Origin of the sequence: Luteimonas campi (assembly GCF_051162505.1) — a bacterium.
GTDB lineage: Bacteria > Pseudomonadota > Gammaproteobacteria > Xanthomonadales > Xanthomonadaceae > Luteimonas.
Genome location: NZ_JBNWEM010000004.1, coordinates 128,470 through 153,945, shown reverse-complemented (window position 1 = coordinate 153,945; position 25,476 = coordinate 128,470). Strand labels below are relative to the sequence as shown.

The following is a 25,476-nucleotide window of genomic DNA, read 5'->3' as shown; positions in this document are numbered from 1 at the left end:
GACATGCCGCAGTGCAGCAGCGCGCGGTGGCCGGCAGGCGTAGACTGTCGGCGGGCACCGGACCTTGGAGGCCGGCCATGTTCGCTTCGCTGCTCGTCATCGCGCTGGCCGTCGCGCCAGCCATCGCTCCCCAGTCTTCCACCAGCACCGAGCCGGTCGCGCCACCGCCAGCGGCCGAAGAGATCTTCGCCATTCCACCGCCGCTGCTAGAGGCGCTGCAGACGCAGGTCGTGAGGAAGGGTGGATATTCGGAGCAGCAGCGCCTGACCGCGCTCGCTCGCTTCCTGTTCGATCCCTCCGGTCTGGGCATGACCTACCAGCACGACGCGGATTACACCGTCGCCGAGGCCTACCAGACCCGCAAGGCCAACTGCCTGACCTTCACCCTGCTCACCATCGCGCTCGCCCGCGAGATCGGGATCGAAGCGCACGGCCAGGAGATTCCGCGCGTGCTGGCCTGGTATCGCGAAGGCGACACGCTGTACTTCAGCAACCACGTCAACGCCGGGATTCTCGCCGGCGGCAGCCGCTATACGGTCGATGTCGCAAGCGACTCCATCCTGAGCGGCGACCCGCCCAGGCGCATCGCCGACCGGCGCCTGCTGGCGATCTTCTACAGCAACCGCGCAGCTGGCCTGCTCGGGCACGGCCAACTCGCTGCGGCTGGCCAGTACATGAGCGCCGCGTTCGAGGCCGACGGGGAATATCCGGCCGCGTGGAACAACGCTGGCGTGCTGGCGCTCCGCGAGGGGCGGCGGGACGATGCCGAACGCCATTTCCTCAGGACGCTGGAATTGAGCAATACGCACGAGGGCGCGCTCATGAATCTTGCCGCGCTGTACGCCGCACGCGGCGACCTTGCCAGGGAACGGCAGCTCCGCAAGCGGATCGACGGCATCCAGAGGCGCAATCCCTTCCACCACTTCCTGCTGGCGACCGAGCACGAAAAACAAGGCGACTACGTGGCGGCGGCCAGGCGCTATCGTCGTGCGATCGCTTTGTTCGACGGCGAACACGAGTTCCACCACGGTCTGGCCCGTGCCTACCTGCACCTGGGCGAGTACCGCAAGGCCGGCGAAGCGCTGCGTCACGCGCAGGCAGTGGCCAGCAAGAGCGCAGCCCGGCGCTACCAGGCAAAACTGGACCTGTTGCGCAGGAAGGGTCTGTAAACCTGTCGCTGCACCGTTCGATCCGGACCCGCTGCGTCTGCGTCCGGTCAACGCAGCTGGCTGTCCTTGCTGCCGCGCCGGTTGTAGCCGCTGTGCGCTTGGTCCTCGCTTTCCTCGGCCTCCTGGCAGGTGATGCACAGGCGCACGCCGGGCATGGCCTTGCGCCGCGCCTCCGGGATCGGGGCATCGCATTCCTCGCAGCGCATCCGCGCCGGGCCCTGCGGCAGCTGGCTGCGCGCGCGCTTGATCGCATCCTTCACCGTGGCGTCGATCTGATCCTGCACCGCGCCGTCGCCTGCCCAGCCCGTAGCCATCGCGTCCTCCGTCTCACCAGTCCCGCATTGCGCCCTGTCTAGCGCATCGCATGTTCAGATCCCGTCGGGCCAGCTGATGGCCGGGGCGCCGGCCGCCTTGCGTGGCTCGGGCACATCCGCCACCGCCTGCCACACCTTCAGCGCATCGACCGTCGCGGCGACGTCGTGTACCCGCACGATCCGCGCGCCGCGCTGCGCCGCGATCAGGTGCGCAGCCACCGAGCCTGGAACGCGTTCCTGGGGCGATTGTCGATCGGTCAGCTCGCCGATCGACCGTTTCCGCGACAGGCCCGCCAGCAGCGGCGCGCCAAGTTCGACGAAGCGCTCCAGCCGCGCCAAGAGCTGCAGATTGTGCTGCGTGGTCTTGCCGAAGCCGAAGCCGGGGTCGACCAGGATGCGTTTGCGTTCGATGCCGGCCATCTCCGCGGCGAAGATGCGCTCGGCGAGGAAACGATGCACCTCCCCGACCACGTCGTCGTATTCGGGGGCGGCCTGCATCGAACGCGGCTCGCCCTGCATGTGCATCAGGACCACCGGCACGCCGAGCGAGGCCGCCATCTCCAGCGCGCCCTCGCGACGCAGCGCATACACATCGTTGACCATGCCCGCGCCCGCCCACACCGCCGCCTGCATGACTTCCGGCTTGGACGTATCCACGCTGATCGGCAGCGATGTCTCGCGCGCCAGCCGCTCCACGACCGCCACCACGCGGCGCAGTTCCTCGTCGACAGGCACTTCGTCAGCACCCGGGCGGGTGGACTCGCCGCCCACGTCGAGCAGGTCCGCGCCCTCCTCCGCCAGGCGCAGCCCGTGCGCCACCGCCGCATCGAGGTCGAAATGCGCGCCGCCTTCGGAGAAGGAATCGGGAGTGACGTTGACGATGCCCATCACCCGCGTGCGATCGAGGCGGAGCACGCGACCGGAACAATCAAGCTGGGGAGCGGTATCGAACATGGCGGATCACGCTGGACAGTCTGGCGATGACGACAGGGTAAAGGGGCGTTGCCGGAAAGCCAGCCTGGGCGTATCCGCAGCGGCCGCAGGCCACGCTCCCCTGGCTGAAGGCGGGCTCCCGCGACGCTGCGGCTCGAGCCTGGACTCGTCCCGCGACGACATCCGGACCGCACAAGGCATGAAGGCGCCGGAAACCCGGCGCCTTCGCGTCTTGCCCCGCCGCGGCCTTCGGATGGGCCGCCTGGCGTGTCAGGTCTGCTCGGCAGGCCCGCCGATCGGCGGCAGCGGACGCGAGTCGCCGTCTCCGCCCGTGCCGCCACCCTTGCCGGACTCCAGCCAACCCATGGGGGGCGGCGGATCGCGCCCTTCCATGATGGCGTCGATCTGCGGCACGTCGATGGTCTCGTACTCGAGCAGCAGCTTCGCCATGGCGTGCAGCTTGTCGAGGTTCTCGGTCAGGATCCCGGTGGTGCGGGCGTAGGCCTTGTCGAGGATGCCGCGCACGACCTCGTCGATCTTGCGCGCGGTATCGTCGGAGACGCTCTTGTGCTGGGTCACCGAGCGGCCCAGGAACACTTCGTCCTCGTCCTCGCTGTACGCGATCGGGCCGAGTTCCTCCGAAAGGCCCCACTTGGTGACCATGTTGCGCGCCATCTTGGTCGCACGCTCGATGTCGTTGGAGGCGCCGGTGGTGACCTTGTCGGCCCCGAAGATCAGCTCTTCGGCCACGCGGCCACCGTACAGCGAGCACAGCTGCGATTCGATCGCGGTGCGGTTGTAGGAGTACTTGTCGCCCTCGGGCAGGTACATCGTCACGCCCAACGCGCGACCGCGCGGGATGATGGTGACCTTGTAGACCGGGTCGTGCTCGGGTACCAGGCGGCCGACGATGGCGTGGCCGGCCTCGTGGTAGGCGGTCAGCGTCTTTTCGTCCTCGCTCATCGCCATCGAACGGCGCTCCGCGCCCATCAGAATCTTGTCGCGCGCCTTGTCGAAGTGGTCCATGCGGACATCCTTCGCGTTCTCGCGCGCGGCGAACAGCGCCGCCTCGTTGACCAGGTTGGCCAGGTCCGCACCGGAGAAGCCGGGCGTCCCGCGGGCGATGACCATCGGCTCGACGTTCTCGGCCAGCGGCACCTTGCGCATGTGCACGCGCAGGATCTGCTCGCGGCCCTTCACGTCGGGCAGGCCCACCACTACCTGGCGGTCGAAGCGGCCCGGGCGCAGCAGCGCCGGGTCGAGCACGTCGGGACGGTTGGTCGCGGCGATCACGATCACGCCCTCGCCACCCTCGAAGCCGTCCATCTCGACCAGCAGCTGGTTGAGGGTCTGCTCGCGCTCGTCGTGGCCGCCGCCCAGGCCGGCGCCGCGATGGCGGCCGACCGCGTCGATCTCGTCGATGAAGATGATGCAGGGGGCGTGCTTCTTGGCCTGCTCGAACATGTCTCGCACGCGGCTGGCGCCGACGCCCACGAACATCTCGACGAAGTCCGAACCCGAGATCGAGAAGAACGGCACCTTGGCCTCGCCGGCGATCGCCTTGGCAAGCAGGGTCTTGCCCGTGCCGGGCGGGCCGACCATCAGCACGCCGCGCGGGATCTTGCCGCCGAGCTTCTGGAACTTGGAGGGATCGCGCAGGAACTCGACCAGCTCGGAGACCTCTTCCTTGGCCTCGTCGCAGCCGGCGACATCGGCGAAAGTGACCTTGGTCTGGTCCTCGTTGAGCAGCTTGGCGCGCGACTTGCCGAACGACATCGCGCCCTTGCCGCCGCCCTGCTGCATCTGCCGCATCATGAAGAACCAGAAGCCGATGATCAGGGCCACCGGCAGCAGGTTGATCAGGATGTAGATGAAGGACGGCCCGCTGGAGGGCGGCGCAGCCTGGATCTCGACCTTGTGGTTGAGCAGGTCGTTCATCATGCCTTCGTCGCGACGCGGCGCGATGACGGTGCCGGACTCGCCACCCTTGGTGACGAAATCGACCGTCTTCTCGTCCTCGGCGATCTTGACCGACTTGATCTGATCGCGCCGCACCTGCTCCATGAACTGCGAGTAGCGCACCTCGCCGGTGGCGCCCGGCCCCGGATTGAAGCTGTTGAACACCAGCATCAGCACCACGGCGACCAGCGCCCACAGCAGGAGATTCTTGACGAGGTCGTTCATCGGGTTTTCCGGGACTCCAATGGGGTGATGCTACTTGATTGCCGCCAGCTTGCCCTGCGCCAGCGCATAGACTTCGGGCGAACGCTTGCGCGAGGCGGCCGGCTTGCGGATCGCGACCTTCGCATAGCGCTTGCGCAGGTCGCGCACGAAATCGTCGAACCCTGCGCCCTGGAACAGCTTGATCAGGAACGTCCCGCCGGTCTGGAGGTGGCGGTCGGCGAAATCCATCGCCAATTCGGACAGGTACATCGCGCGCGGCTGGTCGACCGCATCCACACCGCTCTTGTTGGGGGCCATGTCCGACAACACAAGGTCCACGGGCTGGCCGCCCAGCGTCGTCTCAAGGGTGGATAAGACCGCATCCTCCCTGAAATCGCCATGAAGGAACTCGACCCCCGCCAGTGGCGGCATGTCCAGGATGTCCAGGGCGATGACCCGCCCCGGCCGGGCCGGATCCAGGCGGTCGAGCTCTTGTCGGATCCACTGCGACCAGCCGCCGGGTGCGGCCCCCAGGTCGACCACCACCATACCGGGCTTGAGCAGGCGGTCGCGCTCGACCAGTTCCTCCAGCTTGTAGGCCGCGCGGGAGCGCAGACCTTCGGCCTGGGCCTTCTTCACGAAGGGGTCGGAGAAATGTTCCTTCAGCCAGCGCTGGCTGCTCTTGCTGCGGGTGGCCATCGGAATGTCATCACCTTCCTCAGCGGCCGAGGAAGGACAGCGGGGGGCAGCGGCCGCAGGCGGCACCGAACGAAGCCCCGGGGAAGGGAATTGCCGCGTCATGATACCCTGCCCCTCCCCGTCCACCGCCGAATGTCCCGATGTCCATCGCCCTGACCGCCGCCCAGAACCGCTTCCTGCGCGGGGCAGCGCACGACCTCAAGGCGATGCTGCAGGTGGGGGGCAAGGGCGTCACCGAAGCCTTGATTGCCGAGGTGGACGGCGCGCTGGAACACCACGAACTCATCAAGATCAAGGTCGCCGCCGCCGATCGCGACGAGCGCGACCAGATGATCGAAGAGATCGCCCGCCGCGCCGACGCGGCCCTGGTGCAGCGGATCGGCCATGTCGCGGTGCTGTACCGCCCCTCGAAGGACAAGCGCCAGATCGTGCTGCCGCGCGCCTAGCCGCCACCCGCATGCAACTGGTCCACGAACAGCCCGATTACGAGTTCTTCCTGCGCGGGGCCGACGGCCGCAGCGCGCTGGTGAACGAGCGCCGGCTCGAGGCCAGTTTCATCGTCGCGCCGGACCGGCTGATCGAAGGCTGGCCGGTGACGGATGTCGGAGCGCTCCAGGTCGACGATCTCGAACCACTGCTGGCGCTGGAGCCGGAGCTGGTCGTGCTGGGCTGCGGGGCGAACCAGGCCTTCCCGCCGCCGGCGGTGCTGGCTGCCTGCCTCTCGCGCGGCATCGGCCTGGAATCCATGACCAATGCCGCAGCTGCACGCACCTACAACGTGCTGGCCGGGGAAGGCCGGCGCGTGGTGGCCGGTTTCATCCTGGGGTAGTCCTGGACGCCGGCCCAGGCCGACATCCGGCCGCCCGTCGGGGCATGCAAACCGGAACAGATCGCGAACCGGATCGCGCGCCGGCGAGCGACCGGCGCTCCAGCGCCGGGCCGGGGATCCGCTCCGACCGGAGCGACAAGACAGCTCAGCGCCGCGGCAGGTACTGCTGCGGATCGACCGGCTTGCCGTTGTAGCGGATCTCGAAATGCAGCATTTCCCGCGCGGTGCCGGTATTGCCCATCTCCGCGATCTGCTCGCCGGCCTTGACCCGGGCGCCCTCGTTCACCAGCCGCGTGCGGTTGTGCCCATAGGCCGACAGCCACTGCTCGTCGTGCTTGACGATCACCAGTTCGCCGTAGCCCACCAGCCCCGAGCCGGAGTACACCACCACGCCGTCGGCCGCTGCACGCACCGGCTGGCCGCCCTTGCCGACGATGTCGATGCCCTGGCGGGTCGGGTCGCCCGCGGCATAGCGGTTGAGGATCTGCCCATCGGTGGGCCAGCGCCAGGCGATGCCGCTGCGCACCGGTGGCGGCGCGGTCTGCTGCGGCGGCGCCTGGGTCGGACGTACCGCGGGGCGCTGGACGCCCGCCGCGGGAGCAGAGGCGGTGCGCGTGGTCTGGCCGCCCGAACGCGGATACAGCCACAGCCGCTGGCCGGGATAGATCGTGTAAGGCGGCGAGATCCCGTTCCACAGCGCCAGGTCCATGGGACTGATGCCGTTGTTCACCGCCAGCCGGTACAGATTGTCGCCGCGCCGGACCACGACGCTGGCACCCGGCTTGGGCGTGGATACCTTCGGCGCTCCCGTGGTGCCGGGCGTACGCACCACGGTGCTGCTGCAGGAGGCGAGCGACAGGCACAGCAGCGCCAGCACGGCGGCTGCGGCGGGTGTTCGCAATCGTGTCGTCATCTTCCGTGTCGTCCTTCGGTCCGGCGGAACGGTGGCGGCGCGACCATCATCCCGCAAGGCGCTTGAACAGTTCCTGCGCCACCAGTCCGCCACCGCCGATCAGCACGCTGAAATAGACCACGGTGCCGATGTTGGCCAGGTGACCGAGCAGCACTGCGCCGCCATCGCGCTGGATGAATCCGATCGCGTAGGCCAGCAGCGCCAGCGCGGGAATCGTGTTGCTGAAAGGCACGAAGCCGAACGGCGCCATCAGCAGCAGCGCCGCGGCGATGAACGCGAGGTTGTTGACCAGATCCTGCGCACGCCCGTCCACCAGCAGCGGCAGCCGATGCGGCCGGCTGAGCCGCTCCAGCCGCGAGACCCAGCGCAGCCCGCCGACCAGGCCCGGACGCAGACGATCGGAGGGAAGCCGGCGGTTCCGCACGCGATCGGGCACCCAGAGCTGGCGGCCCAGCAGCCGGCTGATCCCGACCAGGAGGATCGCCGCGCCGAAGACGGTGCTCACGCCCGGTATCGATACCGGGATCAGGAACACCAGGGTCAGCAGGACGGTGAGCAGCAGCAGCCCTTCATCGCCGAACAGGTCGAGCAGTTCGCCCAGGCTGACGTGGTCGGGCGGCATGCGCGCGATCATGCCCTCGATCTGTGCGCCGAGGCTTTCGCCCTCGGCGTCGCGCGCCGTGTACTTCTCCGCCGCCACCGGTCAGCCCAGGGTGCCGGAGAGCAGGGGCACGAACACCACCGGCCCCAGTTCGCGGCGTGCCAGCGAACCATCGGCCTGCTTGCGCAGCATCAGCAGTTGCTGGGCGCTGGCCGCACCGACCGGAGCCACCAGGACGCCGCCCGGCGCGAGCTGCTCGGTCAGCGCGTCCACCAGCGCCGCGGCGCCGGCGGTGACCAGGATGCCGTCGTAGGGACCGTTCTCGGCCCAGCCGGCGCGGCCATCGTCGTGCTTGCTGCGCACGTTCAGGCCCAGCGAGCGGAAGCGCTTGCGCGCCACGCGCAGCAGGTCGCCGATGCGCTCGACCGTGTGCACTTCCGGTCCCAGCGCGGCGAGCACCGCGGCCTGGTAACCCGAACCGGTGCCGACTTCGAGCACGCGCTGCGGCTGGTGCCCGTCCTCGAACAGCGCCGCGGTCATGCGTGCCACGACCCAGGGCTGCGAAATGGTCTGGCCGTGGCCGATCGGCAGTGCGGTGTCCTCGTAGGCGCGCGTGGCCAGCGCCTCGTCGACGAACAGGTGGCGCGGCACGGTCCGGATCGCGTTGAGTACGCGCTCGTCGGCGATGCCGTTGCCGCGCAGGCGCTCGATGAGCCGGTCGCGCACGCGCTGCGAGGTCATGCCCATGCCCAGCGCCTCGGGTTGCAGGCGCAGCCGCGGCGTCATCACGGCCGGGGTTCCTTCAGCCCGGCGGCCAGGCTGCCGACCCAGCTGGCCACCTGCTCCAGCGCCTGGTAGCGGGTGAGGTCGACGTGGATCGGGGTGATCGAGATGTGGCCGAAGCGCACCGCGTGGAAGTCCGTGCCGGGCCCGGCGTCCATCTCCGGACCGGCCGCGCCGATCCACCACCAGGTGCGGCCGCGCGGGTCTTCCTGCTTCGTGCACGGCTCGGCGCGATGACGGTTGCCCAGGCGCGTGACTTCGAAACCGGCGACCTCGCTCCAGGCGCGGTCGGGCACGTTGACGTTGAGGATGGTGTCGGCCGGCAGCGGATCGGCCTTGAGGCGTTCGACGATCTCCACCGCCGCGCGCGCCGCGGTTTCGTAGTGGCGGCCCTCGTGGTTGACCGTGGCCAGCGACATCGCGATCGCCGGCAACCCCAGGAAGCGGCCTTCCATCGCCGCGGCGACGGTGCCCGAATAGATCACGTCGTCGCCGAGGTTGGCGGTGTTGTTGATGCCGGAGACCACGATATCCGGCTCTTCGTCGAACATCCCGGTGATCGCCACGTGCACGCAGTCGGTGGGCGTTCCGTACACGCGCCAGACCGAATCCTCGAGCTGCTGCACGCGCAGCGGCATGTCCAGCGTCAGCGAATTGCTCGCGCCGGAGCGGTCGCGGTCCGGCGCGACGATCAGGACCTCGTGCCCGGCATCGCGCAGGCCCTGCGCGAGGATGCGGATGCCCGGGGCATCGACGCCGTCATCGTTGCTGACCAGTACACGCATGAAACTCCGGATCCACCCCTGCCTTGCCGAGACCGGATGCATGATACCGGATGCGCGCGATGACGGACGCGCGCACCGCTGCGCGGCATACTGACCGCATGAGCCATGATCGCAAGCCGCCGGACGACGACGATGCGGCGCTGTTCCGCGCCGCGATCGGCCCGGTGCGCGAACTGCCCCCTGCCGAGGCGCCTCCGCAGCGGCCCCGCCCGCGCCCGGGCACCCGCATGGCCGAGCTGGACGAGGCCGAGGCGCTGAGCGAGTTCCAGCGCATGCTCGGCCCGGACACGGTGGAGGCCGGCGACACGCTGCGCCATCGCCGCGACGAGGTGCCCGCGCGCGTACTCAAGCGCCTGGCCCAGGGCCAGTACGCGGCGCAGGACGAACTGGACCTGCATCACGCGACCGCCGCGGGCGCCGAAGCCCTGCTGCGCGCCTTCCTGCTCGACGCGCGCGACCGCGGTGCGCACTGCGTGCGCGTGATCCACGGCAAGGGGCTGGGATCCGGCGGGATCCCGGTGCTGAAGAACCTGGTCGACCGGCTGCTGCGCCAGCGCAGCGATGTGCTGGCGTTCCATTCCGCGCCGCCCGCGCAAGGGGGCACGGGCGCGGTGCTGGTGCTGCTCAAGCGGCGCTGAGCCGCCGCTGCCTTGCCGGGGCCGCCAGCGCGGCCGAGCGGCTCAGCGGCGAGGCCCTGTCCGCCGCAGCGGTGGATTGACCCAGTGCACGTCCATGCTGCGACGGCTGGCCAGCTGCTCGACGCGCGCGACGTAAGCATCGTCGACCACCAGGCTGCCTGGTCGCGGGGGATCCGCGGCCCGATGCGCGGCATCGGGGGTACTGGCACAGGCGGTGATTCCGACCAACGCCACCAGCACCAACAGGGTACGAAGGGCTGCGTTCATGGCGGCACTCCCGTTCCGGCGCCGGGCACCATGCCGCGGCGCCATCGTCAGAATCCCGCCAGGCTGGTGCCGGCGCCAGTGCCGACGCCGTCATTCCGACGGATGGTCGCCCGCCGCGGCATCCTCCACAGTGCCCAGCTCGAACAGCACGCCCGTTGCGTAGCTGCCGGCCGGCAGCGAAAAACGCAGCTGCAGCGCGTCGTCGCCCGGCCAGGTCCAGTCGAGTCCTTCCACCCGCAGCCGGGTCGCGCGGCGCTCCTGCCGAAGCCCGGCAGATTCCAGCCCCTGGCGCAGGCGCAAGGCCACCGGCTCGTCCAGCGCAGCGGTTTCCAAAGCGTGCGCGGCCTGGGCGCTGCGTAGATCGCCGCGGCCCCACAGCGGCGCCGTGGGGTGGATGTCGAATGCGGCCAGTCGCGCCGCGAGCGCCTCATCGAACGGCTGCGGGCCGAAGACGCTGCGGCTGCCATCGAGCATCCACACCTCGCCGTCGAGTGCCTGGTCCCAGTTGCCCGCGGCCACGCGTGCGGCGAGCACCCGGTTGAACAGCGCCGAGCGCGCGGCCGACAGCAGCATCGAGCGCTCTTCGCGGCGCACGCGGCGGCCGCTGAACATTGCCAGCGCCTTGCCGACGTTGCCGCCGCCGTGTCCGAAGCGCTGCCCGCCGAAGCTGTTGGGTACGCCGCGGTCGCGGATCGCGCGCAACCGCGACTCCACCGCCTCGCGCTCGCCTCGCACGTCGCGCAGCACCAGCACGAAGCGGTTGCCGGCCAGCGCGCCGCGCGGCAGCTTGCGCGCATGGCGCACGGCGTCGAGCACGCGCAGCGCCTCGCCCGTGGCGGCGTCCTGGAACGCCAGCTGGTCCAGCGACGGCGCATCGCGGCCTGGCAACTGCACCGTGAAACGCTGGCGCGTGAGCGCGTGGCGATCCTTGATCCCCGCGAAACCCACGGCCGCCTCGGCGACGCCGGCCCACTGCGCGATCCTGCGGGCGACGAAGGCGGTATTGAGCGCACGCTTCTCGACGGTCAGCAGCAGGTGCTCTCCAGCTCCGCTGGCTTCGAATGCGTCGAGTTCCTCGACGATGAAATCTTCCGGCGCCTGGCGGAAGCGCGCCTGCAGCACGGGCGCGCCATGCGCCCGCGGCAATCCCTCCTGCGCCTCGCTCATCCGCGCACGAGCAGGCAGGCCGCCAACGCGGCGATGCCCTCGCCCCGCCCGGTGAAGCCCAGGCGCTCGCTGGTGGTGGCCTTGACGCTCACCTGTTCGACGTCGATGCCGAGGTCCGCGGCGATCTGCGCGCGCATGGCCTGCGCATGCGGACCGATCTTCGGCCGTTCGCAGACCACGGTCACGTCGGCATTGCCCACCTGCCAGCCGCGCTCGCGCAGCAGCGCGTCGCAGTGGCGCAGGAAGACGCGGCTGTCGGCGCCCTTCCAGCGCGCGTCCGAGGGTGGGAAATGGGTGCCGATGTCGCCCAGCGCCAGCGCGCCCAGCATCGCGTCGCACAGCGCATGCAGTACCACGTCGCCATCGCTGTGCGCCAGCACGCCGCGCTCGTGCGGCACGCGGACGCCGCCGATCATCAGGTGGTCGCCCTCGCCAAAGGCGTGGACGTCGTAACCCTGTCCAATGCGGATGTTCATGGCTTCAGCAACTCGGTAATACGTTGGATATCGACATGGTTCACGACCTCGTCCCCGGCGGCGGCCACGCGTGGATCGTTGAACAGGCTTTCGCCCGCCAGCTGGCCGACGCGCAGGAACGCGCGATGGAACGCCATCTCCGCTCCGCCGGAGCGCAAGGCCGAAGCCGCCTGTTCGGCGCAGTCCACTGTCAGGAAACGCTCCAGCACCTCAGCCATCCTTCTGCCTGCATCGTCGCGCTGCGTGTCGCTGACGCCGGACATGTCGGCGAGGTCGGGATGCAGCGCAAGCGCCGAGAACATCCACCGGGCCAGCACGCGCCTGTCGTCGGCGCCGGCCGCGGCTACCACGCAGGCTTCCAGGCCGTCCGCCGGCGCCTGCGCCGAGGCGGTCGTGGAGGCAAGCAACGAGGCCATCGCCGCCAGCGCCAGTGTCGCGAGACGTCTCATGCTGTCGTCGTCCCACCGGTTGCGCGTCGCGACAGCAGGAACTCGAACCGCGCAAGGTCGCTGCCGGTGGTGATCTTGAAATTGTCCTCGTCGCCTTCGACCAGCAGCGGACGCATGCCCTGCCGCTCCATCGCCATCGCCTCGTCGGTGACCTCGACCCCGGCGTCGCGCGCGGCTTCCAGCGCGCGCGTGAGCTGCAGGCGACGGAACAGTTGTGGTGTCAGGGCGCGCCAGAGCCGCTCACGCGGCTCGGTGGCGTCGATGCCGCCGTCGTCGCCCGCGCGCTTGAGGGTATCGCGGACGGGCGCGGCGAGGATCGCGCCCACCGGGTCGCCGCGGCCGCGTTCCAGCAGCGCGCCCAGGTCCGCGTGGCCGAGATTGGGACGGGCCGCGTCGTGCACCAGCACGAATTCGTCCGCCCGGACCTGCGCGGGCAGCGCCTCCAGTGCGGCGAGCACCGAACCGGCGCGGCTGGCCGCGCCTTCCACGCGAAGCAGCGGCTTGCCCTCCAATGAACTCCAGCCTGGCCACCACGCGTCGTCCGCAGCCAGCGCCACCACCGCGCCGCACACAGCCGGGTGCGACAACAGCGCGTGCAGCGCATGCGCGATCAGCGGGCGCCCGGCCACCTCCACGTACTGCTTGGGCAGCGCGCCCCCGAACCGCTGCCCGCGCCCGGCCGCAGGCACGATCGCCCAGACCTGCGCGGCATGCGCGGCCGTCACCAGGCTGTCGGGACTCACGGCGCCTCCTCCCTTTCTACCTCGGGCTGCGGTGCAGGCCGGCGCTCGTCGTCGACCACGCGGTAGAAGGTCTCGCCCGGGCGGATCATGCCCAGCTCGTTGCGCGCACGTTCCTCGATCGCGGCTTCGCCGGATTTGAGATCCGCCACCTCGGCCGCCAGCGCGGCATTGCGCTGGGCCAAGCCCTCGTTCTGCCTGCGCTGCTCGCGAACACGCGTGTCCAGCGCCTCGACCGCAGGCCGGCCGCCATCGCCGAACCACAGCCGGTACTGCAGGATCCCCAGCACCACCACCAGCGCCAGCAGCAGTATGCGCAACCAGCGCATGGTGGCGATCCGTCAGCGCTTGAGCGAGACGAAGGCGTCGCGGCCCGCGTACTTCGCCGCCGCTCCAAGCTGTTCCTCGATGCGCAGCAGCTGGTTGTACTTGGCCACGCGGTCGCTGCGGCACAGCGAGCCGGTCTTGATCTGGGTGGCGGTGGTGGCCACGGCGATGTCGGAGATCGTGGTGTCCTCGGTCTCGCCGGAGCGGTGCGAGACGATCGCGGCGTACTTCGCGGCGTCCGCCATCGCGATCGCCTCCAGGGTCTCGGTCAGCGTACCGATCTGGTTGACCTTGATGAGGATGGCGTTGGCGGTGCCGCTGTCGATGCCTTCCCTGAAGATCTTCGGGTTGGTCACGAACAGGTCGTCGCCGACCAGCTGGACCTTGCCGCCGACGCGGTCGGTGAGCTGCTTCCAGCCGGTCCAGTCGTCCTCGGCCATGCCGTCCTCGATGGTGACGATCGGGTACTGCGCGGCCCAGTCGGCGAGGAAGTCGACGAACTGCTCGCTGGTCAGGCGCTTGTTCTCGCCGACCAGGTTGTACTTGCCGTTGTCGTGGAACTCGCTGGAGGCCACGTCCAGGCCCAGCAGCACGTCGTCGCCGGCGCTGTAGCCGGCCTTGCCGATGGCCTCGAGGATGGTATCGAGCGCTTCGACATTGCTGCGGAAATCGGGCGCGAAACCGCCCTCGTCGCCCACCGCCGTGCTGAGCCCGTGGCCCTTGAGCACCGACTTGAGCGCGTGGAAGATCTCGGTGCCGCAGCGCAGCGCCTCGGAGAACGAGGCCGAGCCCACCGGCAGCACCATGAACTCCTGGAAATCGACGTTGTTGTCGGCGTGCGCGCCGCCATTGATGATGTTCATCATCGGCACCGGCAGCACCGGCGCCCGGCCACCCGCCAGGTGCTGCCACAGCGGCAACTTCTTCGACGCGGCCACCGCGTGGGCGTTGGCCATCGACACGGCGAGCAGGGCGTTGGCGCCGAGGCGGCCCTTGTTCTCGGTGCCATCGAGGTCGATCAGCCGCTTGTCGAGCCCGGCCTGGTCGGCGGCATCGAAACCGGCCAGCGTCTCGGCGATCGTGCCGTTGACGTTGCCGACGGCCTTCTGCACGCCCTTGCCGAGGTAGCGCGTCTTGTCGCCATCGCGCAGTTCGACCGCTTCCTTGGCGCCGGTGGACGCGCCAGAGGGCACGGCTGCGCGACCGAAGGATCCATCGGCGAGCGTGACTTCGGCTTCGAGGGTGGGGTTGCCGCGGGAGTCGAGGATTTCGCGGGCGTGGATCCTGGCGATGCTGGTCATGGAGGCGCAAACGTCCGGTGGGTGGAGTCGGCCGTGAGTTTAACGGAGCGAGGCGGGCGTTGCCGGATTTCCCCGCTGCCCTCGCCCTGCGGGCGTGGAGCTTCGTTGCCGGGGAAAGCATCCGGTCGCGGCGGCCTCGGGTGCGGCAGCCGGACTGCGGGCATCGGCGAGTCGCGGCCACGGACAGGTGGCGCGACGGGGCGCGGGCGGCGCTTGCCGGATCACCGGTCAACGATCGAGCCGCACCCTCCCTCCGCAGGCGCTCAGGCCGCCCACGTCGACTATCGCACCGTGCCGCAGGCGATCAGGCCGCAAAGATCGGCATTGCGGGGCTGCAGACGCGACGCCCCCGGCAGCGGCGCAGGCCGCTGCCTCCTCAGATTTCGCGTCAACAGCCCCCGCAGCGCCGCTGCGAAGATGGCTGGCGGTCCAGCAAGGGCACACCAGGAACCGGCAGCCACATTTTGCTCCGCGCATTCAGGGAGCAGGCCGAAGCGGGCGCGGAGAGAGCAACGAAACCGGCGGACGGCCGGCTCCGGAATCGACGTGCCGCGAGGCGATGCCCCGGGGCCTAGAGCGCGAGCTCCGCGAAACCGTGGCGCTTGGTCACCGCATCGAGCTCCAGCAGGGTCTCCAGCAGGCCTTCCATGCGGTCCAGCGGCCAGGCGTTGGGGCCGTCGGACAGGGCCTTCGACGGATCAGGGTGGGTTTCGGCGAACACGCCGGCCACGCCGACCGCGATCGCGGCCCGGGCCAGCACCGGCACGAACTCGCGCTGGCCGCCGCTGGAGTTGCCCTGCCCGCCCGGCAGCTGCACCGAGTGGGTGGCATCGAACACCACCGGGCAGCCGGTGTCGCGCATCACGCTCAGCGAGCGCATGTCCGAGACCAGGTTGTTGTAGCCGAAGGACGCGCCGCGCTCGCAGACCATGATCTGCTCGTTGCCGGTGGACTTCGCCTTCTCCACGACCGGCTTCATGTCCCAGGGTGAGAGGAACTGGCCCTTCTTGATGTTCACCGGCTTGCCGGCGCTGCAGACCTTCTTGATGAAATCGGTCTGGCGCACCAGGAAGGCCGGCGTCTGCAGGACGTCGACCACCGAGGCCACTTCGTCCATCGGCGTGTACTCGTGCACGTCGGTCAGCACCGGCACGCCCAGCTGGCGGCGCACCTCGGACAGCACCCGCAGGCCCTCTTCCATGCCCGGACCGCGGAAGCTGGTGCCGGAGGTGCGATTGGCCTTGTCGAAGCTCGACTTGAAGATGAAGTTGATCCCCAGCCTGCCGGTGATCTCCTTCAGCCTGCCGGCGACATCCAGCTGCAGCTGTTCGGACTCGATCACGCAGGGGCCGGCGATCAGGAAGAAGGGCTGGTCGAGACCGACGTTGAAACCGCACAGATTCATGGAAAGGCCTTGGTTTGGCCGCGGATTTCGCGGACGACTGGAATGGGCGGGATACCCAAACTACCGGCATCCAGCCAGCGTGCGAAGGACCCGGGCACCGCCATCGACCGCGCGTTCATGCGCGAACGCGGCATCGGGGATCACGCCTTGGCTTCCTTCAGCAGCTTGCCGCCCGCCTTCTGCTCGCGTGCGGCGCGGATGAAGCCGACGAACAGCGGGTGGCCATTGCGCGGGGTGGACAGGAACTCGGGGTGCGCCTGGCAGGCGATGAACCAGGGGTGGTGCGGCAGTTCGATCATCTCCACCAGCAGGTCGTCCATCGACTTGGCCGAGATCACCAGCCCGGCATCCTCGAGCTGGGTGCGATAGCGGTTGTTGAACTCGTAGCGGTGTCGGTGACGCTCGCCGACCACGTCCTTGCCGTACAGTTCGCGCGCCTTCGTGCCGGGCTTGATCCGCTGCTCCTGCAGGCCCAGGCGCATGGTGCCGCCGAGGTCGGACTTCTCGTCGCGCTTCTCGACATCGCCCGAGCTGGTGCGCCATTCGGTGATCAGGCCGATCACCGGATGCGGGCTCTGGCGGTCGTTCTCGGTGCTGTTGGCGCCCTCCAGGCCGGCCACGTGGCGGGCGAAATCCACCACCGCCGCCTGCATGCCGTAGCAGATGCCGAAGTACGGGATGCCCTGCTCGCGCGCGTGCTGCGCCGCCAGCACCTTGCCCTCGAAGCCGCGGTCGCCGAAGCCGCCGGGCACCAGCACGCCGTCGACCTTGCCCAGCGCCTTGTCCGCGCCATCGCGCTCGATGTCCTGCGATTCGATCCAGTGCAGGTTCACCCGCGTGCGCTGGCGGATGCCGCCGTGCCGCAGCGCCTCGCCCACCGACTTGTAGGCGTCCTTGTGGTCGACGTACTTGCCCACCACCGCGATGTCGACCTCGTCGATCGGATGCTCGCTGGCGTCCACCACCGCAAGCCATTCGGACAGGTCGGCGGGCGCGGCCGCGTCGCCGAGCTGCAGGCGCTCGACCACCAGCGCGTCCAGGCCCTGCGCGTGCAGCCACATCGGCAGCTTGTGGATGTTGTCCAGGTCGACCGCCGAGATCACCGCCTTCTCGGACACGTTGGTGAACGAGGCGATCTTGCGCCGCTCCCCGTCGGGCAGCGGCTGTTCGCTGCGGCAGACCAGCACATCGGGCTGGATACCGATCGAGCGCAGCTCCTTGACCGAGTGCTGGGTGGGCTTGGTCTTGAGCTCGCCGGCGGCGGCGATGTACGGCACCAGGGTCAGGTGCATGAACAGGGCCTTGTCCTGGCCGCGCTCGGTGCGGATCTGGCGGATCGCCTCCAGGAACGGCAGCGATTCGATGTCGCCCACGGTGCCGCCGATCTCCACCAGGGCCACGTCGAAGCCCTGGGTGGCGGCATCGATGCAGCGCTTGATCTCGTCGGTGATGTGCGGGATCACCTGCACGGTGGCGCCAAGGTAATCGCCGCGGCGCTCCTTGCGGATCACCGCCTCGTAGATCTTGCCGGTGGTGATCGAGTTCCTGCCCGACAGGCGGACGTTGATGAAGCGCTCGTAGTGGCCGAGGTCGAGGTCGGTCTCGGCGCCATCGTCGGTGACGTAGACCTCGCCGTGCTGGAACGGGCTCATCGTGCCGGGATCGACGTTGATATACGGATCCAGCTTCATCAGCGTCACCCGCAGGCCGCGGGCCTCCAGGATCGCGGCCAGCGAAGCCGCCGCGATGCCCTTGCCGAGCGAAGACACCACGCCTCCGGTGACGAAGACGAGGGGAGTGACGGAACCGGGGGAAGTCATGGGGAGTGGGCACCCGCTGGAAAGCCCCATTCTACAGGTCTGGACGTCCGGTACCTAGCCCCCGCACGAACAAGGGTCCGCTCGCGGCCGGTTGCGCCTCGTAGAATGGATCCCGGCCTGAATGTCGGGCACGGCGCCTCGTCAGGAGACGTTCCGGGCCGCCTGTCACCGTCCTCTATGCGGCACAATTCTTCACAAGGTGAACGGCTGGCACCTTTCCCTTTAGACTCCTTTCCTGCGCTGAGATACCCATGCGCACGCGCCCGCCTTCTTGCAGCCCTCACCCGATCCCCAGCCCTACGAGCAGCCGGCCGAGAGCAGAGGAGTCCTACTGGTCGTGCCGAGGCGAGAGTAGTCGGACTATAAATGGCTGGGCAAGGGTGTTGACCCTGCGCCAAGCGATAATCTTCGCGAGGCGGGGAGTCGAGGGGATGCCGAATGCGCAACACCGCCAGAGCAACTGAGGGCTGCATGTTGGAAGAGCATTACAGCAACGGTGGAGTTCGCGCGCCCGTCGCGATTGGTGGCGTGGGAGGAAGTGGCACCCGAGTAGTCGCTGAGCTGATAGACAACCTGGGTATCCACATCGGGACAGACCTGAATGACGCGTCGGACACGTTGTGGTTCACGTTGTTGTTCAAACGTGAGGAGGTGCTCGACTGTTCGGAAGCCGATTTCGACGCATTGACCAACATTTTCGTCGCGGGGCTGACTCAAGGCGCGCCGCTACTTCCGGCCGCTGCGTCGCTGGTTCGCTCGCTCGCGGCCCGCGAACGGGCGCAACATCCTGCCCGCTGGTTGGAGGCGCGGGCCGTTTCGCTGATCGAGGCCTCGCGACGGCCTGCCCAAGGTCGCAGGTGGGGATGGAAGGAGCCCAATACCCACATTGTCATCGAACGGCTCTGGCAGCGGCTTCCCGAACTGCGCTACATCCATGTGGTGCGCAATGGCGTTCAAATGGCCTCGAGCAGCAACCAGAACCAACTCCGCCTCTGGGGCCCGCGCGTACTCGGCGAGGACGGCCCTGCCACGCCCGGGCGCTCGCTCGCCTATTGGTGCCGGGTGCACCGTCGCATGCAGGACCTGCTCGCACGCAACCCGGAGCGCATGTTGTGGCTCGACTTCGATAGTCTCTGCCGGGACCCGGAAGACACCGTGGCGCGGCTGGGCCGGTTCCTCGGATACCCTCCGGAGGACATCGTTGCCGCGCTACCGGCACTCAAGCCGCCTGCCAGACGAGAATCGTGCGTGAACGACTTCGATCCTTCCGACCTGGCCTACGTCGCCTCGTTGGGCTATGTGATCTGAGCCCCGCATTGGGGCCGAGGGTGTTTCTGGGCAGTTGCTGGCGATTCAGAGTGATACCAGAGAGCGGGAGTGCCGACCCAACCCGCACCGCACAAGCCCGGTCAGAATCTACTGAGAGATCACAGTTAACGCTGCGGCCCTGTCGATACCGGTGAACAGCCTTTGTACCGGGTAGCCAGCCATGGACCGCAGTGGGGCGGGTTCAAGTTACCTGGCCACCGCTTCACTTTGGATTAGTGTGCCGGAATGGCATCCCGAACCTCACCCTCTGGACGGCGAGGAATGGTTTTTCCGCATCGCGGCGGCATTCGACCCTCCCCGATGGCATCGAACCCTGTCCCGGCTCCCGCGAAGGCACAGGCGCATGCTTGACCGCGAATCCCCCGGCCCGCATCCTGCGCGCCTCGCTGTACCGCCCACGCACCCGTCGATGAATTCCCGCTACAACGCCGCCGACATCGAAGTCCTCTCCGGCCTGGACCCGGTCAAACGCCGTCCGGGCATGTATACCGACACGACGCGGCCCAACCACCTGGCGCAGGAGGTCGTCGACAACTCGGTGGACGAGGCGCTGGCCGGGCACGCGCGCGAGATCTCGGTGACGCTGTTCCGCGACGGCAGCTGCGAGGTGTCCGACGACGGCCGCGGCATGCCGGTGGACATCCATCCGGAAGAAAAAATCCCCGGCGTGGAGCTGATCCTCACCCGCCTGCACGCGGGCGGCAAGTTCAGCAACAAGAACTACACCTTCTCCGGCGGCCTGCACGGCGTGGGCGTGAGCGTGGTCAACGCGCTGTCCACCCTGGTCGAGGTGCACATCAAGCGCGAGGGCCAGGAACACCGCATCACCTTCCGCGACGGCGACCGCGCCACGCCGCTGGAGGTCGTGGGAACGGTCGGGAAGAAGAACACCGGCACCCGCGTGCGGTTCTGGGCCGACCCGAAGTACTTCGACAGCCCGAAGTTCAGCGTGCGCGCCCTGCGCCACCTGCTGCGGGCCAAGGCGGTGCTCTGCCCCGGCCTGACCGTCACCCTGTTCGATGAGGCCACCGGCGAGCGCGATCGCTGGTATTTCGAGGACGGCCTGCGCGACTACCTCCGGGGCGAACTGGCCGGGCGCGAGCTGCTGCCGCCGGAACTGTTCGTCGGCGTGCTGCGCAAGGACACCGAGACGGTGGACTGGGCGGTGGCCTGGGTGCCGGAAGGCGAGCTGGTGCAGGAGAGCTACGTCAACCTCATCCCCACGGCGCAGCATGGCACCCACGTCAACGGGCTGCGTACCGGCTTCACCGATGCGCTGCGCGAGTTCTGCGACTTCCGCAACCTGCTGCCGCGCGGGGTGAAGCTGGCACCGGAGGACGTGTGGGATCGCGTCTCCTTCGTGCTGTCGATGAAGATGACCGACCCCCAGTTCAGCGGCCAGACCAAGGAGCGGCTGTCCTCGCGCCAGGCTGCTGGCTTCGTCGAGGGCGCCGCACACGATGCCTTCAGCCTGTGGCTCAACCAGCACGTGGAGCTGGGCGAGCGCATCGCGCAGCTGGCGATCGAGCGGGCCAGCGCGCGGCTCAAGACCGAGAAGCAGATCGTCCGCAAGAAGGTCACCCAGGGCCCCGCCCTGCCCGGCAAGCTGGCCGACTGCATCAGCCAGGACCTGTCGCGCACCGAACTCTTCCTGGTCGAGGGCGACTCCGCCGGCGGCAGCGCCCGGCAGGCGCGCGACAAGGATTTCCAGGCGATCCTGCCGCTGCGCGGCAAGATCCTCAACACCTGGGAAGTGGCCTCCGGCGGCGTGCTGGCCTCGCAGGAGGTCCATGACCTGGCCGTGGCGATCGGCTGCGATCCGGGCAAGAACGACATCTCCGGCCTGCGCTACGGCAAGGTGGTGATCCTGGCCGACGCGGACTCCGACGGCCTGCATATCGCGACCCTGCTCTCGGCACTGTTCCTGCAGCATTTCCCGGCGCTGGTGCGGGCCGGCCATATCTTCGTGGCGATGCCGCCGCTGTTCCGCGTGGACGTGGGCAAGCAGGTGTTTTACGCGCTGGACGAGGAAGAGAAGCGGCTGCTGCTGGAGAAGATCGCGCGGGAGAAGCTCAAGGGCCAGGTCAACGTGACGCGCTTCAAGGGCCTGGGCGAGATGAATCCCTCGCAGCTGCGCGAATCCACCATCCACCCGGACACGCGTCGGCTGGTGCAGCTGACCGTCGACGACGATGTCGAGACCCGCGGTCTGATGGACATGCTGCTGGCGAAGAAGCGGGCTTCCGATCGGAAGGCTTGGCTGGAGCAGAAGGGCGACTTGGCGACGCTGGAAGTCTGACGCAGGCGCTTCATTTGCACGGGCCGTGGACGGCCTTGTTGGTGTCGCAGCGGGATGATTCCGGCGGCGCGGCTCGAGCAGAAGGGCGAACTGATGGTGGAGGTCTGACGCCGGTGCTCCGTTGAGGCGGGCCGTGGCGACGGCCTCATTCGTGCCGCGGCCGAATGATCCTGGCAGCGCGGCTGGAACAACTGCCTGGGCTAGCCGTCCATGCCACCGACCGGACGGCTCCATCCCTGTCCGCTGGGCTCGGGGCGCGCGGCTGGACCAGAGCGCTTGGGCACCGTGGAGGTCGCGGCCAGGCGGTCGAATGCACTCGCGTCCGGAGCCCGCGAGCTGGTCACGCGGGAAAGAGCATTGCTTCGGAAGGGCCGCGCCGCGACCGGGAGGCCTCTGCGGCGAATGTCCTCCGGCTGCCGCCTGCCGGCGACAGCCTCCCCCTTGATTTCGCCGCAGAGGCCTCCCGCCCGCACCACGGCTCGCCTGCTCCGCAACGCCGGCTCCGTTCACCCGGCCCCGTCCACTTGCGCTAACTGGCTGACTGGCTGACTGGCTGACTGGCTTGACTGGCTGATTTGCTGACCGGCTCCTGCACGCTGCCTGCTCGCAGGCTAGGAATGTGCGTCGACCGAGGATCGGTAGCGCTGTCTCGCCTTCGTTTTTTCGCCAGCCCTCCACGGTGGATCACGCGGGGTGCGGAGGCCCCTGGGTACGAAATCAAGGAGGAGGCGTTGGCCGCAGGCCGACGCCGGGGGACATTCGTACCCAGGGGCCTCCACACCCGGCGCTGCGCGCGACCGCGACGCGCCCCAGGGCTGTTGGAACCCACCAGGCGCCCTGGACCCTCCAACACCGGGCGCCCCCCGCACATTGTCGCTGGCGAGCAACACCAGCAACCTCACTCCCCGGCCACCGAGCGCCACCGCATGACGGCCCCGTCCTTCCGGTCCGGTTGCGGTCCGGGACGATCCGCCCCGTAGGGCTCTCCGCTACCCGGCAGGATGCCGAGATAGCGATGGGTCTTCATCGACAGCAGCATGAACTCGCCGCGTAGCAGGTCCTGCCACATGAAGCGGCTGTCGAGCGGGTGCTCCGGCAGCAGCCGCACGTCGGCCGACAGGCCGATGCCGACCACGGTGAGGAAACCGCTGCCGTCCATTGCCTCCAGCGCAACCTGGCCCGCACCGCGGTCGTGCACGCGAAAGCGCGCTCCGGGAGTTGCCGCAGCATCGGCATCCGCTGCTACCGGATGCAGCACGCCCAGCGCATGGACCGCAGCGACGCTGTCGTCGCCTAGGTTGGACAGCGCGATCACCTGGCCATAGGGCACGTTGCGCGAACGGTCGGCCAACGGTTCGACCAGATCGAAGCGGTCGAAGTCGGCGTGGCCACCCTCGCGTCCAGCACTGCCGTAGGCGAACAACGCGTAACGCGTGCCCTGGAAGGTCTTGAGCTGATAGGGCAGCCGCACCGGCTCGCCGATGTCGTGGAAGCGCCGGCCATCGACACTCCAGGCGAACCGGGCCAGGTCCTCGTCGTGGTCGCCGCGCACGCGCAGGTGCACCCGCGGCGCCGTCAATGGCACGTCGACGTGGCGCCCGTCCAGCTGCGAGTACCAGCGCAATACGCGACCGGCGTCCGACTGCACCACCGCCAGCCAGGCGGCGGGCATGTTGAGCAGCCCCAGCCCGGCAACGTCGCCCGGCTGAAGGCCGGCCGCATCGAGCGCCACCGTCGCCGTCGCTTCCGGTCCCATGACCCGCTGGGTCAGCGTGTTGCGTGCATGCAGGAAGCTGGCCGCCGGCTGCGCATGCAGGCGCAGGTGGCCGGGACGTTCGCTCAAGGACCACTTGCCATCCAGGGGCTGATGGTTCCACTGCCAGACCGGCTGCAGCACCCTCGCGGAGAAATCGTCGCTGCGCGCGTACGGCGCGTGCGGCGCCACCTTGGCCTCCACACGCGGCTTGAGCCAGGTGCGCGGAGAACGCCCGAGGTTGCCGGGCAGTCCGAAATACGGCCAGCCCTCATGCCAGGTCACCGGCGAGAGGAAGGTGGTGCGACCGATGGACTTGAGGTCCATCATCGAAAAGCCCCACCACGCCCCGTCCTGCGTCTGCACGATGCCGCCCTGGTGCAGCGGCACCGCGCCGAGCGCGTTCGGGGCGGGCTTGTGCGCCGAGAACACCGCGCCGTCGGTGGGGATCGGCGAGCGCTGACCCACGCCGTCCTCCCACCAGCCGCGCTGGAAGCCCATGGTTTCGCTGGCGCTGATCGCCACCGTCTCCCACGGCCCGTCCAGGCTGTCGGCGCGCGCGGCCTGCATCCGTCCCACCGGCGCGTAGTTGGCGCTGATGATGTAGTAGCGGCCGTCCACCCTGTAGAAGTGGTGTCCCTCTCCCATGCCGTTGCCGGCCGGGATCAGCACCCGCTCGCTGCCCTCGATCACGCCCGACAGGTCCGGCTCCAGTTCGATCAGCCGCACCTCGTTGTAGCCGAACACCGCCCACACGCGCCCGTCGTCGTCGAACAGCACCGACAGGTCGTGGAGGTTGCGGTCGATCACCGAGCGTGTCCACGGGCCCGCCGGATCGGTGGCGGTGAACACGTGCACGCCGCGCTCGTTGATGTTGGAGAAGATGTGGAAGCGGCCGTCGCGGTAGCGCAGCACCGGCGCCCAGATTCCCTGCCCGTACAGGTCCTGCCCGTCCTCCAGCCGGTACTCCGGCCCGTCGGGGAACGACGGCATCGCGTAGGACACGAACTCCCAGTTCACCAGGTCGCGCGACCGCAGCAGCGGCAGGCCCGGTACCGCATGCATGGTGGTTCCGGTCATGTAGAACCAGTCGTCGACGCGGATCAGGTCCGGGTCGGAGAACTCGTCGTAGAACAGCGGGTTGGTGTAGCTGCCGTTGCCGTTGTCGGCCGTCCAGGTGGCAGGGTTCGCAGCGGCCGTCCACAGCGCGGACCACAGCAGCAGCGACAGCAGCGCCAGGCTCGATTTCATCGTCGTCCCCTTCCGTCGTGTGGCCGGCGCCGCGACAAGCGCGCAGCTGCCGACCGTGTTCCGGCGATCGCCTCAGGCGCCGCTGCGTCGCGCCAGAATCCGCTGCAACAGGCAGAACAGCAGCAGCAGCGCACCGATGGCGATGCGCGTCCACCAGGAGCTCAGCCCGCCGTCGAACACGATGAGGGTCTGGATCAGGCCCAGCACCAGCACCCCGAACACCGTGCCCAGCACGTAGCCGCTGCCGCCGGCCAGCAGGGTGCCGCCGATCACTACCGCGGCGATCGCGTCCAGCTCCAGCCCCATCGCATGCAGGCTGTAACCGCTGAGCATGTAGAAGGTGTAGACCACCCCGCCCAGCGCGGAGCAGAAGCCGCTCAAGGCATAGACCTGGACCAGGGTACTGTCCACCGGCAGGCCCATCAGCCGCGCCGACGCCTCGCTGCCGCCGATCGCGTACACGCTGCGGCCGAAACGGGTCCTGCCCGCGAGCACCGCGCCTGCGGCCACCACCAGCAGCGCGATCAGCGCGCCGGCGGACAGCGATGCGCCACCGCCCACCGGGATGCGCAGGCTGGCCACGGCGACGTGGAAGGCGTGGTCGATGCCGATCGACTCCACGCTCACCAGCGTGGCCGCGCCGCGCGCGAGGAACATGCCCGCCAGCGTCACCACGAACGGCTGCAGCCGGTAGCGCTGGATCAGCACGCCCATCAGCGCGCCGAAGGCCGTGCCCAGCGCCAGCACCAGGGCGATCGCCGGCAGCGGATGCCAGCCCTGCTGCTGCACCAGGCTGGCCAGCAGCACGGTGCTGAAGGCGATCACCGCGCCCACCGACAGGTCGATGCCGCCGGTGAGGATCACGAAGGTCATGCCCACCGCGACGATCAGCAGGAAGCCGTTGTCGATGAACAGGTTCAGGAACACCTGCGGACGCAGGAAGCCGTCGTACAGCACGCCGCCGGCCACCGACATGCCGGTGAACAGCGCGATGGTGACCGCCAGCGAGACCAGCCTGGGATCGCGCAACAGTCGCGACAGCCCGCCCGGGCGCAGCATCGCGCG

25 protein-coding genes are annotated in these 25,476 nt (G+C 69.0%); 6 read left to right on the top strand and 19 right to left on the bottom strand.

Going from position 1 to position 25,476, the window contains the following annotated elements:
* The first annotated feature begins 77 nt into the window (after window positions 1-77).
* Complete coding sequence (locus tag ACQYVW_RS13285; protein WP_434947329.1) at window positions 78-1,169, top strand: tetratricopeptide repeat protein; 1,092 nt, start codon at window positions 78-80, stop codon at window positions 1,167-1,169.
* Between the two features lie 47 nt (window positions 1,170-1,216).
* On the opposite strand, the gene ACQYVW_RS13280 is transcribed toward ACQYVW_RS13285, so the two are convergent.
* The 4 genes from ACQYVW_RS13280 to rlmE all read right to left on the bottom strand — a co-directional run bounded on the left by ACQYVW_RS13280 (window position 1,217) and on the right by rlmE (window position 5,278).
* Window positions 1,217-1,483, bottom strand: a complete 267-nt coding sequence (locus ACQYVW_RS13280; RefSeq protein WP_434947328.1) for a DksA/TraR family C4-type zinc finger protein — start codon at window positions 1,481-1,483, stop codon at window positions 1,217-1,219.
* Between the two features lie 54 nt (window positions 1,484-1,537).
* On the bottom strand, window positions 1,538-2,437 hold the full coding sequence (folP, locus tag ACQYVW_RS13275) for a dihydropteroate synthase (protein ID WP_434947327.1): 900 nt from the start codon (window positions 2,435-2,437) through the stop codon (window positions 1,538-1,540).
* 249 nt (window positions 2,438-2,686) lie between these two features.
* Window positions 2,687-4,600 carry an ATP-dependent zinc metalloprotease FtsH gene (gene ftsH / locus ACQYVW_RS13270; protein ID WP_434947326.1) on the bottom strand — a complete coding sequence of 638 codons (1,914 nt, stop codon included), beginning with the start codon at window positions 4,598-4,600 and terminating at the stop codon, window positions 2,687-2,689.
* A 30-nt stretch (window positions 4,601-4,630) separates the two neighbouring features.
* Window positions 4,631-5,278 carry a 23S rRNA (uridine(2552)-2'-O)-methyltransferase RlmE gene (rlmE, locus tag ACQYVW_RS13265; RefSeq protein WP_434947325.1) on the bottom strand — a complete coding sequence of 216 codons (648 nt, stop codon included), beginning with the start codon at window positions 5,276-5,278 and terminating at the stop codon, window positions 4,631-4,633.
* 140 nt (window positions 5,279-5,418) lie between these two features.
* Here rlmE and yhbY point away from each other — a divergent pair, with 140 nt between their 5' ends.
* Together yhbY and ACQYVW_RS13255 are read left to right on the top strand one after the other, a co-directional pair.
* Entirely contained in the window at window positions 5,419-5,724 is a 306-nt protein-coding gene (gene yhbY, locus ACQYVW_RS13260) for a ribosome assembly RNA-binding protein YhbY (RefSeq protein WP_434947324.1), read from the top strand.
* Between the two features lie 11 nt (window positions 5,725-5,735).
* A complete protein-coding gene (locus ACQYVW_RS13255; RefSeq protein WP_434932900.1) occupies window positions 5,736-6,107 on the top strand; it encodes an Mth938-like domain-containing protein in 372 nt (123 codons plus the stop codon).
* Window positions 6,108-6,252: 145 nt separating this feature from the next.
* On the opposite strand, the gene ACQYVW_RS13250 is transcribed toward ACQYVW_RS13255, so the two are convergent.
* The 4 genes from ACQYVW_RS13250 to surE are packed head-to-tail and all read right to left on the bottom strand — an operon-like array spanning window position 6,253 to window position 9,189.
* Window positions 6,253-7,020, bottom strand: coding sequence for a peptidoglycan DD-metalloendopeptidase family protein (locus tag ACQYVW_RS13250; protein WP_434947323.1), 768 nt, complete (start codon window positions 7,018-7,020; stop codon window positions 6,253-6,255).
* A gap of 46 nt (window positions 7,021-7,066) precedes the next feature.
* A complete protein-coding gene (locus ACQYVW_RS13245) occupies window positions 7,067-7,720 on the bottom strand; it encodes an exopolysaccharide biosynthesis protein (RefSeq protein ID WP_434947322.1) in 654 nt (217 codons plus the stop codon).
* 3 nt (window positions 7,721-7,723) lie between these two features.
* Entirely contained in the window at window positions 7,724-8,407 is a 684-nt protein-coding gene (locus ACQYVW_RS13240; RefSeq protein ID WP_434932898.1) for a protein-L-isoaspartate(D-aspartate) O-methyltransferase, read from the bottom strand.
* Window positions 8,407-9,189, bottom strand: coding sequence for a 5'/3'-nucleotidase SurE (surE, locus tag ACQYVW_RS13235; protein WP_434947321.1), 783 nt, complete (start codon window positions 9,187-9,189; stop codon window positions 8,407-8,409). Before surE ends, ACQYVW_RS13240 begins: the two co-directional genes overlap by 1 nt.
* A gap of 98 nt (window positions 9,190-9,287) precedes the next feature.
* Here surE and ACQYVW_RS13230 point away from each other — a divergent pair, with 98 nt between their 5' ends.
* Window positions 9,288-9,827, top strand: a complete 540-nt coding sequence (locus ACQYVW_RS13230; RefSeq protein ID WP_434947320.1) for a Smr/MutS family protein — start codon at window positions 9,288-9,290, stop codon at window positions 9,825-9,827.
* 42 nt (window positions 9,828-9,869) lie between these two features.
* Here ACQYVW_RS13230 and ACQYVW_RS13225 read toward each other — a convergent pair whose 3' ends face one another.
* From ACQYVW_RS13225 to pyrG, 9 genes are all read right to left on the bottom strand, one after another.
* On the bottom strand, window positions 9,870-10,094 hold the full coding sequence (locus ACQYVW_RS13225; protein WP_434947319.1) for a hypothetical protein: 225 nt from the start codon (window positions 10,092-10,094) through the stop codon (window positions 9,870-9,872).
* Between the two features lie 90 nt (window positions 10,095-10,184).
* A complete protein-coding gene (gene truD / locus ACQYVW_RS13220; RefSeq protein WP_434947318.1) occupies window positions 10,185-11,261 on the bottom strand; it encodes a tRNA pseudouridine(13) synthase TruD in 1,077 nt (358 codons plus the stop codon).
* A complete protein-coding gene (gene ispF / locus ACQYVW_RS13215; RefSeq protein WP_434947317.1) occupies window positions 11,258-11,737 on the bottom strand; it encodes a 2-C-methyl-D-erythritol 2,4-cyclodiphosphate synthase in 480 nt (159 codons plus the stop codon). Before ispF ends, truD begins: the two co-directional genes overlap by 4 nt.
* Window positions 11,734-12,186, bottom strand: coding sequence for a hypothetical protein (locus tag ACQYVW_RS13210; protein ID WP_434947316.1), 453 nt, complete (start codon window positions 12,184-12,186; stop codon window positions 11,734-11,736). The genes ispF and ACQYVW_RS13210 overlap by 4 nt, the downstream gene beginning before the upstream one ends.
* Window positions 12,183-12,929: a 2-C-methyl-D-erythritol 4-phosphate cytidylyltransferase gene (ispD, locus tag ACQYVW_RS13205; RefSeq protein WP_434947315.1), complete on the bottom strand. Its 747-nt coding sequence runs from the start codon at window positions 12,927-12,929 to the stop codon at window positions 12,183-12,185. The genes ACQYVW_RS13210 and ispD overlap by 4 nt, the downstream gene beginning before the upstream one ends.
* Complete coding sequence (ftsB, locus tag ACQYVW_RS13200; RefSeq protein ID WP_434932890.1) at window positions 12,926-13,255, bottom strand: cell division protein FtsB; 330 nt, start codon at window positions 13,253-13,255, stop codon at window positions 12,926-12,928. The genes ispD and ftsB overlap by 4 nt, the downstream gene beginning before the upstream one ends.
* Before the next feature lie 12 nt (window positions 13,256-13,267).
* Entirely contained in the window at window positions 13,268-14,554 is a 1,287-nt protein-coding gene (gene eno / locus ACQYVW_RS13195) for a phosphopyruvate hydratase (protein ID WP_434932889.1), read from the bottom strand.
* 571 nt (window positions 14,555-15,125) lie between these two features.
* The gene (kdsA, locus tag ACQYVW_RS13190; protein WP_434932888.1) at window positions 15,126-15,959 is read right to left on the bottom strand and encodes a 3-deoxy-8-phosphooctulonate synthase; all 834 of its coding nucleotides are present in this window, start codon (window positions 15,957-15,959) and stop codon (window positions 15,126-15,128) included.
* Window positions 15,960-16,099: 140 nt separating this feature from the next.
* Entirely contained in the window at window positions 16,100-17,779 is a 1,680-nt protein-coding gene (gene pyrG / locus ACQYVW_RS13185) for a CTP synthase (RefSeq protein ID WP_434932887.1), read from the bottom strand.
* A 438-nt stretch (window positions 17,780-18,217) separates the two neighbouring features.
* Between pyrG and ACQYVW_RS13180 the strand changes: the two genes are divergently transcribed.
* A complete protein-coding gene (locus tag ACQYVW_RS13180) occupies window positions 18,218-19,087 on the top strand; it encodes a sulfotransferase family protein (RefSeq protein WP_434947314.1) in 870 nt (289 codons plus the stop codon).
* 430 nt (window positions 19,088-19,517) lie between these two features.
* Window positions 19,518-21,407: a DNA topoisomerase IV subunit B gene (parE, locus tag ACQYVW_RS13175; protein ID WP_434947313.1), complete on the top strand. Its 1,890-nt coding sequence runs from the start codon at window positions 19,518-19,520 to the stop codon at window positions 21,405-21,407.
* 898 nt (window positions 21,408-22,305) lie between these two features.
* Here parE and ACQYVW_RS13170 read toward each other — a convergent pair.
* Together ACQYVW_RS13170 and yjfF are read right to left on the bottom strand one after the other, a co-directional pair.
* Window positions 22,306-24,411: a glycoside hydrolase family 43 protein gene (locus ACQYVW_RS13170; RefSeq protein ID WP_434947312.1), complete on the bottom strand. Its 2,106-nt coding sequence runs from the start codon at window positions 24,409-24,411 to the stop codon at window positions 22,306-22,308.
* 72 nt (window positions 24,412-24,483) lie between these two features.
* Complete coding sequence (yjfF, locus tag ACQYVW_RS13165) at window positions 24,484-25,470, bottom strand: galactofuranose ABC transporter, permease protein YjfF (RefSeq protein WP_434947419.1); 987 nt, start codon at window positions 25,468-25,470, stop codon at window positions 24,484-24,486.
* Window positions 25,471-25,476: the final 6 nt, after the last annotated feature.

Excerpts from the sequence above, each read along its gene's own strand:
- ACQYVW_RS13285 (WP_434947329.1), top strand. The coding sequence starts at position 78 with ATGTTCGCTTCGCTGCTCGTCATCGCGCTGGCCGTCGCGCCAGCCATC.
- ACQYVW_RS13280 (WP_434947328.1), bottom strand. The coding sequence starts at position 1,483 with ATGGCTACGGGCTGGGCAGGCGACGGCGCGGTGCAGGATCAGATCGAC.
- folP (WP_434947327.1), bottom strand. The coding sequence starts at position 2,437 with ATGTTCGATACCGCTCCCCAGCTTGATTGTTCCGGTCGCGTGCTCCGC.
- ftsH (WP_434947326.1), bottom strand. The coding sequence starts at position 4,600 with ATGAACGACCTCGTCAAGAATCTCCTGCTGTGGGCGCTGGTCGCCGTG.
- rlmE (WP_434947325.1), bottom strand. The coding sequence starts at position 5,278 with ATGGCCACCCGCAGCAAGAGCAGCCAGCGCTGGCTGAAGGAACATTTC.
- yhbY (WP_434947324.1), top strand. The coding sequence starts at position 5,419 with ATGTCCATCGCCCTGACCGCCGCCCAGAACCGCTTCCTGCGCGGGGCA.
- ACQYVW_RS13255 (WP_434932900.1), top strand. The coding sequence starts at position 5,736 with ATGCAACTGGTCCACGAACAGCCCGATTACGAGTTCTTCCTGCGCGGG.
- ACQYVW_RS13250 (WP_434947323.1), bottom strand. The coding sequence starts at position 7,020 with ATGACGACACGATTGCGAACACCCGCCGCAGCCGCCGTGCTGGCGCTG.
- ACQYVW_RS13240 (WP_434932898.1), bottom strand. The coding sequence starts at position 8,407 with ATGACGCCGCGGCTGCGCCTGCAACCCGAGGCGCTGGGCATGGGCATG.
- surE (WP_434947321.1), bottom strand. The coding sequence starts at position 9,189 with ATGCGTGTACTGGTCAGCAACGATGACGGCGTCGATGCCCCGGGCATC.
- ACQYVW_RS13230 (WP_434947320.1), top strand. The coding sequence starts at position 9,288 with ATGAGCCATGATCGCAAGCCGCCGGACGACGACGATGCGGCGCTGTTC.
- ACQYVW_RS13225 (WP_434947319.1), bottom strand. The coding sequence starts at position 10,094 with ATGAACGCAGCCCTTCGTACCCTGTTGGTGCTGGTGGCGTTGGTCGGA.
- truD (WP_434947318.1), bottom strand. The coding sequence starts at position 11,261 with ATGAGCGAGGCGCAGGAGGGATTGCCGCGGGCGCATGGCGCGCCCGTG.
- ispF (WP_434947317.1), bottom strand. The coding sequence starts at position 11,737 with ATGAACATCCGCATTGGACAGGGTTACGACGTCCACGCCTTTGGCGAG.
- ACQYVW_RS13210 (WP_434947316.1), bottom strand. The coding sequence starts at position 12,186 with ATGAGACGTCTCGCGACACTGGCGCTGGCGGCGATGGCCTCGTTGCTT.
- ftsB (WP_434932890.1), bottom strand. The coding sequence starts at position 13,255 with ATGCGCTGGTTGCGCATACTGCTGCTGGCGCTGGTGGTGGTGCTGGGG.
- eno (WP_434932889.1), bottom strand. The coding sequence starts at position 14,554 with ATGACCAGCATCGCCAGGATCCACGCCCGCGAAATCCTCGACTCCCGC.
- kdsA (WP_434932888.1), bottom strand. The coding sequence starts at position 15,959 with ATGAATCTGTGCGGTTTCAACGTCGGTCTCGACCAGCCCTTCTTCCTG.
- pyrG (WP_434932887.1), bottom strand. The coding sequence starts at position 17,779 with ATGACTTCCCCCGGTTCCGTCACTCCCCTCGTCTTCGTCACCGGAGGC.
- ACQYVW_RS13180 (WP_434947314.1), top strand. The coding sequence starts at position 18,218 with ATGCGCAACACCGCCAGAGCAACTGAGGGCTGCATGTTGGAAGAGCAT.
- parE (WP_434947313.1), top strand. The coding sequence starts at position 19,518 with ATGAATTCCCGCTACAACGCCGCCGACATCGAAGTCCTCTCCGGCCTG.
- ACQYVW_RS13170 (WP_434947312.1), bottom strand. The coding sequence starts at position 24,411 with ATGAAATCGAGCCTGGCGCTGCTGTCGCTGCTGCTGTGGTCCGCGCTG.
- yjfF (WP_434947419.1), bottom strand. The coding sequence starts at position 25,470 with ATGCTGCGCCCGGGCGGGCTGTCGCGACTGTTGCGCGATCCCAGGCTG.